Here is an 8,474-nt window from a genome sequence, read left to right as displayed (position 1 = left end):
CACGTCCGCCGCCCCGGCGCCGGCAACCACGTCCGCCGCCCCGGCGCCGGCAACCACGTCCGCCGCCCCGGCGCCGGCAACCACGTCCGCCGCCCCGGCGCCGGCAACCACGTCCGCCGCCCCGGCGCCGGCAACCACGTCCGCCGCCCCGGCGGCCACCCTCACCGCTGCGGCCCCTGTCCCCTGAGTACCGGTACCGCTGCGATACGGGGCGTGTCAGGGCATCACTCGACTGGTCTAGAGAAAACCGGTCTCTCGCGCGCGTCAGCTGTGCTATATGGGCATGAACTTCGCGAACTTCACCGTCGAGCGTGGCGTAACGACGACCACCCATCACCCGATCGAGTGCTTGAGGGTGGCTGCGTCTGATTGAGCCGGGACGCGTTCCTCCCTCTCGTGCACCAGCGGGTCGACCTGGGGGGGACGTTGTCGAACGAAGGCGGAACAGCGCTGCATGCGGGGGACGCCGCGTCCGCAGCGCTGCGGGGCTTCACCGAGCTCGCGGGCCCGGTGACCGATCCGCCCGAAGGGGAGTACCGCGTCCGCTACCGCAGCCTGATCAGCGCGGGCGGCCGGGGGGCGGTCGTGCGCTCGACCCTGCTGATCGTCGTGAACGTGGTCTTCGAACTCGGGTTCGTGCTGTGGCTGCTCGCACCCTGGCACCACCCCGAGGTCGACGGCGGCGGGTGGGCGCTGGCCGCGAACGTGCTCGTGATCGCGTCTATCGGGCTGGTCGAGGGGCTGCGGCTGGTCAACGTGTTCTCGCTGTCGCTGGCCTCGTTGCTGGCCCGCGACCCGATCCCGGTCCGGCCGGACCCCGGGATGCGGGTCGCCTTCCTCACCACGATCGTGCCGGGCAAGGAGCCTCTGGAGATGGTGCGGGCGACGCTGCGGGCCGCCCGCAAGATCCGCTGCCCGGGGACCCTGGAGGTCTGGCTGCTCGACGAGGGCGACGACCCGCAGGTCCGCGCGATGTGCGCGGCGGAGGGCGCCCGGCACTTCAGCCGCCGCCACCGGGAGGAGTACAACCAGCCGTCGGGGCCGTTCAAGGCGCGCACCAAGCACGGCAACTACAACGCCTGGATCGACGCGTACGGCCACCGCTACGACGTGTTCCTGTCCGTCGACCCCGACCACGTGCCGCTGCCCGGCTACGCCGAGCGGATGCTCGGCTACTTCCGCGACCCCGACGTGGCGTACGTCGTCGGCCCGCAGTGCTACGCGAACTGCGACAACTTCGTGACCAAGGCGGCCGAGTCGCAGCAGTTCCCGTTCCACAGCGTCATCCAGCGCGCGGCCAACGCCTACGGCGCGGCCATGCTGGTCGGTACGAACAACGCGGTGCGGCTCGACGCGATCCGCTGCGTCGGCGGGTTCGCCGACTCGATCACCGAGGACATGGCCACCGGGCTGGCGCTGCACGCCCGGCGCAACCCGGCGACGGGTTCGCGGTGGCGCTCGGTCTACACCCCGGACGTCGTGGCGGTGGGTGAGGGCCCGTCGTCGTGGAGCGACTACTACAGCCAGCAGCTGCGCTGGTCGCGCGGCACGTTCGAGCTGCTCTCGGGCACGTTCTGGCGGCGGTTGCGCCGGCTCGCCCCGGGCCGGGCGCTGCACTACGTCCTGATCACGACCTTCTACCCGTCGATGGCGCTGGGCTGGCTGCTCGGCGGCGCCAACGCGGTGCTCTACCTGGCGTTCGGCGTGTCGGGCATCGTCGTGCCGCCGGAGCTGTGGCTGGCGCTCTACGTCGACGCGACGCTGTTCCAGCTGTGGGTGTACGTGCGCAACCGGCGCTACAACGTCAGCCCGTACGAGCCGGCGGGCTCCCCGGGGATCCGCGGGATGGCGATGTCGGTGCTGGCCGCGCCGATCTACGCGTCGTCGCTGATCGCGGCGCTGCTGCGGCGGCCGGCACGGTTCGTCGTGACGCCGAAGCAGGGCGCCGGCAGCCGGGACGGGCTGGCGACCTTCCGCCGGCACCTGCTGTGGGCGGGCGCGCTCGCGGCGGCGCTGGTCGCGGCGGTGCTGCAGGGCTACGCGAACGTCGACGTGATGATGTGGCCGGCGCTGGCGCTGCTGATCAGCGTGGCCCCGGTGGCGATCTGGTGGCTGAGCGACGACGCCCCTCCGCCCGCCGACGGCACCCAGCTCCCGGCCGCGGCGCTGGTCCAGGCCGCAGCCGAGGTGAACACGGTGGTGATCGCCGCGCCCCGGGCGGCGTCCGATGAGATGGGGGCGGTGGCGTGACGCGCTCGTGGCTGCGGCGGGGGATCCGGCGCGCGGGCAGGTCGCTGCAGCGGCGACGCCGGGTGCTGGCGCTGGTGGCGTTGCCCACCGTGCTGCTGGCGGTGAACGTGCCGCCGGCGATCGCGTTCGTGCAGGACTTCCGGCACCAGATGCTGATCAACAGCCCGGAGTACCAGGCGCGGTACGGCAAGTGGGACGTCGTCGAGCTGCCCGCCGACCTGAAGGTCAACGCGATCCACGCGGCTCTGCTGCCCACCGGCAAGCTGCTGATCGTCGCCGGATCGGGCAACGACCAGCAGAGTTTCGACGCCGGTACGTTCCGCACCCTGCTCTACGACCCGGGCACCGGGCAGAGCCGCCTGATCCCGACCCCGGCCGACCTGTTCTGCGGCGGGCACGCGTTCCTGCCCGACGGCAAGCTGCTCGTCGCGGGCGGCACCCAGCGCTACGAGATCCTCGACGGCGCCGTGACGCGCGCGGCCGGCGCGATGGTCGTCAAGAACGAGTTCCCCGACGCCGGGCGCGACTTCCCCGAGGGCACCGAGTTCGTCGCCCAGGACGGCCGCAAGTACCGGGCCACCAACGCTTTCTCGTTGCCGCCGGCGACGAAGACGACGCCACGGAAGGGTCCGGTCACGGTCACGGCGAGCCAGACGACGGTGTGGGTGGAGTCGGAGGACACCGGCCGGGCCGGGGTCACGACGACCCCGGCGCAGTACGCGATCACGGGCCTCACCGGCGCGGATGCGAACAACCTGTACGGCCTCGCGCAGAAGATGACCCTCGACAAGCAGGACTTCCAGGGCATCGCCGACTCCTACGAGTTCGACCCGGTCAGCGAGCGGTACGTGAAGGTCGGCGACATGGCGTACAAGCGCTGGTACCCGACGCTGACCGGGTTGCCGAACGGCGAGGTGCTGGCGGTGTCCGGGCTGGACGGGACGGGCCAGATCCTGGCCGGGCAGAACGAGGTCTACGACCCGGCCACGAAGTCGTGGACCGAGCGCCCGGATCTGTTCCGGTATTTCCCGACCTATCCGGCGCTGTTCCAGACCGGCACGCCGGGGACGCTGTTCTACTCCGGCTCCAACGCCGGGTACGGCCCTGCCGATGCCGGCCGCACCCCGGGCCTGTGGAACCTGGAGCACAACACGTTCACCCCGGTGCCGGGGATACGTGACGCCGACCGGTTGGAGACCTCGGGCTCGGCGTGGGCCGGTCCGGTGCAGAACCAGAAGATGATCGTCGTCGGGGGTGGTGGGGTCGGTGAGTCGCCGCTGTCCACGGCGCGGATCGACGTCATCGACCTGAAGCAGCAGGATCCGCGGTTCACCGCGGGCCCGGATCTGCCGTTGCCGACGCGGTACCCGAACGTCGTCCAGTTGCCCGACGACAGTCTGCTGATCACCGGCGGGTCGCGGGACTACCGGGGCAAGGGCACCAGCGACAACCTGGTGGCGACCTTCTACCACCCGGACACGAACACGCTGACGGCCGCGGCCGACCCGACGGTGGGCCGGGACTACCACAGTGAGGCGTTGCTGCTGCCGAACGGCCAGGTCGTCACGATGGGCGGGAACCCGCTGTTCGCGGACAAGGACAACCAGAAGCCGGCGCCGTTCGAGAAGCGGCTGGAGATCTACACCCCGCCCTACCTGCTCCACGGTCCGCAGCCGGTGATCGCCGACGCTCCGGCGGAGGCGAAGCCGGGTGGGTCGATGACGGTGTCGTCGCCGGACGCCGCGACGATCGCCTCGGCCCGGCTGATCCGGCCGAGCGCGGTCACGCACGCGACCGACGTCGAGCAGCGTTCGGTGGCTCTCGACATCACCCGCAACCCCGACGGGTCGCTCGGGCTCGCTCTCCCGGGCGAGCCGACGCTGGTGCCTCCGGGCTATTACATGCTGTTCCTGGTGAACGAGGCCGGGACGCCGTCGGTGGCCCGATGGGTGCACGTCACATGAGGTCGTCGGCGCGCGGCGGCCGGCGCCGGATGTCAGACTCGCGACCCATGGCGCGCACGCGACGGGTCCCGCTGCTGGTGGCCGCAGCAGCCGCGGCGGTGGTGGTGCTCGCCGGGGCGGTCGTGGCCTACGTGTCGTCGGCCCCGGAGCCCGGGACCACCGCGCCGCGGAGTACGGCCGACGTGGTGGCGCCCTCGGGGTTCTTCGTGGACCCGCAGACCGCCGCGGCCGCGCAGGTACGGCAGTGGCAGGCCGACCGCCCGGACGACGCCGCGCAGATCCGCAAGATCGCCGACCGGCCGTTCCCGCTGTGGGTCACCGGCGACGCGGCCGAGGTCACCGCGCAGGTGCGCGCGTTCACCGATCGCGCCGCCGCGGCCGGGCAGCGGCCGCTGCTGGTGGCCTACAACATCCCGCACCGCGACTGCGGGAGCTTCTCCGGCGGCGGCGCCCCCGACGGGGGCTACTACCGGACGTGGACCTCGGGGCTGGTGGCCGGGCTGGCCGGGCGGCCGGCCACGGTGGTCCTCGAGCCGGACGCGGTGCCGCACGAGATCTCGGGCTGTGTCGACGGCGCGTTGCGCGACGAGCGGTACGTGCTGCTCGGTGAGGCAGTGGACGCGCTCAAGGGGGCCGGCGCCACGGTGTACCTGGACGCCGGCAACCCCGGCTTCATCTCCGACACCGGCGCGCTGGCGGGTGCGTTGCAGCGCAGCGGTATCGGGCGGGCCGACGGTTTCAGCCTCAACGTGGCGAACTTCTTCCCGACGCCCGACGTGATCGCTTTCGGCACCGAGCTGTCCGACAAGCTCGGCGGCGCGCATTTCGTGATCGACACCAGCCGCAACGGGCAGGGCCGGCTCACCGGTTCGACGGTCGACGGCGCCCCGTCGTTCTGCAATCCACCCGGGCGCGGGCTGGGCGAGGCGCCGACCACGCAGACCGGCAACGCCCGGGTCGACGCGCTGTTGTGGATCAAGCGGCCGGGGGAGTCGGACGGTGCCTGCCGGCCCGGCGAGCCGTCCGCCGGGCAGTGGTGGCCGGAGTACGCGCTGGGCCTGGCGCGGCGCAGTGTCGGGTCCTGATCCGGGTCAGGCCGTCGGTGTGGCCCCCGGCGCCTCGGCGAGGGCCTCGAGGGCCGAGGTGAAGCACGGCATCGAGGCCCGGACCTTCCCGGCCCCGACCATCCCGATGCCGCGCTCCTTGTGCATGACGGCTGTGGTGATCAAGGGGGCGATCCCCGTCGACACGACCTTGCGGACGTCGATCCCCACGGGCACGCCGGTGAAGTCCCAGTTCGGGATCGGCATGTTCGGGTTGTGGGTGACCACGATCTCCGACTGCTCCTCGCTGGTGGCGAGAGCGTCGGCGAAGCCGCCCTGGCCCGTCCCGACCATCTGCTGCACGGCGGGAGCCGCGACCGCCACCAGGCCGCCGAAGCCGTAGGCCTCGATGATGGCGCTGTCGCCGCAGTCCGGGCAGGCGTCCGCGTCGGTGAACCCGGGGAAGTACAGCGTGTCCAGCTTCTCCTCGGGTCCGGTGAACCAGCGGTCACCGAGCCCGCTGACCCGGATCGCGAACTCCCGGCCGTTTCGTGTCATGCAGGTGACGACGCTGCCCGCGTTGACGGTGGCCGCGGCGTCCAGGGCCGCCTTGCCTGCTGCCATCCCGAGCGTGAGGAAGAAGTTGACGTTCCCGGAGAGGAAGTCCAGCACGGATTCGAGGTGTTCCTGATCCATGCCGACCCGCACCAGCTTCGGTGCGAGCTCTCGGAACAGCAGGCTCGATGCGGCCGTGATGCGCACGTGGAAGTCGTCGCCCATGGTGACCGCCTGGGCCAGAACGGGGTTGATCGCCAGTCCGCCGTCGGGGAGCAGCTTCAGCGCCTCCGAGAGGCCGGCGCCGAGGACGTCGCGCATCCATACCAGGTGGTCGCCCACGGACCGGTCGTACACGCCGAAGCGCAGCACCTTGCCTTCGCCCTCGTGCATGCTCGTGTAGGCGCGATTCCCGTCGGTGGCGTTCTCCACCACGAACACGGGGATGTTCCCGGTCAGGATGCCGCCCATCGCCCCGACCGCGCGATAGTCATTGTTGGGGGCGAGCCGAACTTCTTCGGCGCACACCCGGCGTGCCGATTCCTCGTCCTGCGCCCAGCCTTCGAACAGTGCCGCCCCGATGGCCGCTCCCTGCACCGGGTCCGGCATGTCCTCGAATGCGATCGGTGGGCCGGCGTGCAGAATGAGTCGTTCCTCCAGCGCGGGAATGACGGTCTTCGCGGGCACCACGTCCACGAGCCGCGGCTGCGCGTCGATGATCTTCTGGGCGACAGCTGCATTCGCGTCGTCGATGGAACTGTATGTCGCCATGACGGGTTTCTCCGTTCACTTCAGGGCGTCGATGAGCGCCTGGAGTCTGCGATCGCCACCGGCGACCGGCTGCCAGTCGTAGTGGACGACCTGCGCACCCAGCCGGATCAGGGGTTCGGCGAATTCACGCAGACCGATGTTGACGATCCGCGGCGGTTCCGCGAGCAACCGGCGGATCGGCTCGGGCGTGGCGGGCAGGGTCGCCGTCGATGCGTCACGTCGCTGCAGGATCGCCATGGCGTGGCGGACCGCGGCGGCGTTGCCGGGCAGGACGGTGACGCCCGCCTGTTCGAGGATCCGTGTCTGTGCACTCAGGCACTGGGGGTCGTCCTCGGTGCCGCACACCGACGCCACCACGGCGAGATCCCGGCCGGTCGCGTGCAGCCTGGCCAGGCCGTCGGCGATGACTGCGGCGAGCGGTCCGGCCGGATCCGGGTGGGCGCCGTGACCGAGCACCACGTCGAGGAGCAGGACCGCGTTCTGCGGGTCGTCGAAGACGGCGGGGATGCGCTCGGTGCGCAACGAGGGATCGATCATCGGGTGCGGCCGCCCGCGGGTGTACACGTCGTCGCCGAGGTCGATCACCTCGTGGCCGGTCGAGCCGGGTGAGGCCCCGACCAGCATGGCGGCCTCCGCCGCCAGGGTCCCTCCGGTGTAGAGGGCCGTGATCCGCCGCTGCCCGGGGCGGAGCGCCACCGGGCGGGAGGCGCGCGTGCCCGCCAGTTCCACGGCCACCTGTGCCGTCTCCTCCAGGGTCCGCGCGTAATGGACGTTGCCCTCGACGTCCGTCTCGGGGCGTTCCCCCAGCAGAATCGCGACGACCGGTGTGGACAGCGTGCCGGCGACGCCGATCACCTCGTCGCGCACGCTCGCGGCGGGGGGTTTGCCGACGAGGACGACGACGCCGGTGGCCGCATCGGCGTCCAATGCCCGCAATGCCTGCAGGCACGTGATCGCGCCGACCTCCGCGCTGAGATCGCGTCCGCCGAGGCCGATCGCGTGCGACACCCCGCCGCCGAGCCGGTCGATGTGCACCATGACCTCTTGCAGCCCGGTACCGGAGGCTCCGACGAGGCCGATCGACCCGTCGCGGACCGCATTGGCGAAGCCCAGCGGAAGCCCGCCGATGCGCCCGGTTCCGCAATCAGGGCCCATCACGAGCAGTCCGCGTTCACGCGCCCTGTTCTTGAGCGCGACCTCGTCGGACGTGCTCACGTTGTCGCTGAAGATGAAGGCGTGGATGTTCCGGTCCAGGAGTCGATGTACCTCGGATGCCACGTACTGCCCGGGAATGGAGACGAGTGCGAGATTCGCCTGGCCGAGGATGCCCACCGCCCGTTCGAGCGAGCGGGCCGAACGCAATCCCGATCGGCCGGACACCGGCGCCCGGTAGCTGAGGAATTCGTCCACTTTTGCGAGCAGTGAGTCGCCGACCGCGGTGCCGGTGACATCGGCCACGATCACGAGGTCCGTCGGACCGGCATCATCGAGGGTGGGGGTGTCGAGTCCGGCGCCGCGAAGAATGTCTTTGTTGGTCGGCGTCCCCATCATGACAGACACCCGATTGATTCCGTTGGTGCCGTTGAGGGCGTTGCTCAGTTGCATGAGCCGCAACGAGTCCTGGTACGTGTTCGGCTTGATGATCGAGTAGAGCATTCCGCGCGCCTCGGCCTCGGTTGCATCCGGAGCTAGACCGTCGGCGCAGAGCCCAGGCCTGCGTAGGGCTGAAGGTCCCACGCGGCACGCCGGAAGGCCCTGCTCATCTGCGAGTCGCAGACACGGCTCGCCAGACCCGGCGGCCCGGCCCGCCCCCACCCCGGCTGTGGTGCCGCCTGCGCCGTCCGCGCCCGTGCCCCGCCCACCGGCTGGTCGACCCGGCCCGCCGCACTGC

General features: G+C 71.3%; 5 protein-coding genes. 3 read left to right on the top strand and 2 right to left on the bottom strand.

What is annotated here, in order from left to right:
* Nucleotides 1-369: 369 nt before the first annotated feature.
* From HF526_RS22750 to HF526_RS22740, 3 genes are read left to right on the top strand one after another with little or no spacing between them, the layout of a single operon-like run.
* The gene (locus HF526_RS22750; protein WP_211177659.1) at nt 370-2,250 is read left to right on the top strand and encodes a glycosyltransferase family 2 protein; all 1,881 of its coding nucleotides are present in this window, start codon (nt 370-372) and stop codon (nt 2,248-2,250) included.
* Complete coding sequence (glxA, locus tag HF526_RS22745) at nt 2,247-4,214, top strand: radical copper oxidase GlxA (protein ID WP_338051668.1); 1,968 nt, start codon at nt 2,247-2,249, stop codon at nt 4,212-4,214. The genes HF526_RS22750 and glxA overlap by 4 nt, the downstream gene beginning before the upstream one ends.
* Nucleotides 4,215-4,261: 47 nt before the next feature.
* Nucleotides 4,262-5,299 carry a glycoside hydrolase family 6 protein gene (locus HF526_RS22740; RefSeq protein ID WP_211177658.1) on the top strand — a complete coding sequence of 346 codons (1,038 nt, stop codon included), beginning with the start codon at nt 4,262-4,264 and terminating at the stop codon, nt 5,297-5,299.
* Nucleotides 5,300-5,305: 6 nt separating this feature from the next.
* Here the strand turns inward: HF526_RS22740 and HF526_RS22735 are convergent, their stop codons facing one another.
* On the bottom strand, nt 5,306-6,583 hold the full coding sequence (locus tag HF526_RS22735; RefSeq protein ID WP_169383583.1) for a YlbE family protein: 1,278 nt from the start codon (nt 6,581-6,583) through the stop codon (nt 5,306-5,308).
* A gap of 15 nt (nt 6,584-6,598) precedes the next feature.
* Nucleotides 6,599-8,239 (bottom strand): acyl-CoA synthetase FdrA, encoded by a 1,641-nt coding sequence (gene fdrA / locus HF526_RS22730; protein ID WP_169383582.1) that lies wholly within the window; start codon nt 8,237-8,239, stop codon nt 6,599-6,601.
* Nucleotides 8,240-8,474: the final 235 nt, after the last annotated feature.

This window comes from Pseudonocardia acidicola (assembly GCF_012911935.1).
Classification (GTDB): domain Bacteria; phylum Actinomycetota; class Actinomycetes; order Mycobacteriales; family Pseudonocardiaceae; genus Pseudonocardia; species Pseudonocardia acidicola.
Note: the sequence above shows the minus strand (reverse complement) of the source record. Positions and strands in the feature narration are given on the sequence as shown.

What these genes read in the sequence shown, in the direction of transcription:
- HF526_RS22740 (WP_211177658.1), top strand. Translation starts at nt 4,262, where the DNA reads ATGGCGCGCACGCGACGGGTCCCGCTGCTGGTGGCCGCAGCAGCCGCG.
- HF526_RS22735 (WP_169383583.1), bottom strand. Translation starts at nt 6,583, where the DNA reads ATGGCGACATACAGTTCCATCGACGACGCGAATGCAGCTGTCGCCCAG.
- fdrA (WP_169383582.1), bottom strand. Translation starts at nt 8,239, where the DNA reads ATGCTCTACTCGATCATCAAGCCGAACACGTACCAGGACTCGTTGCGG.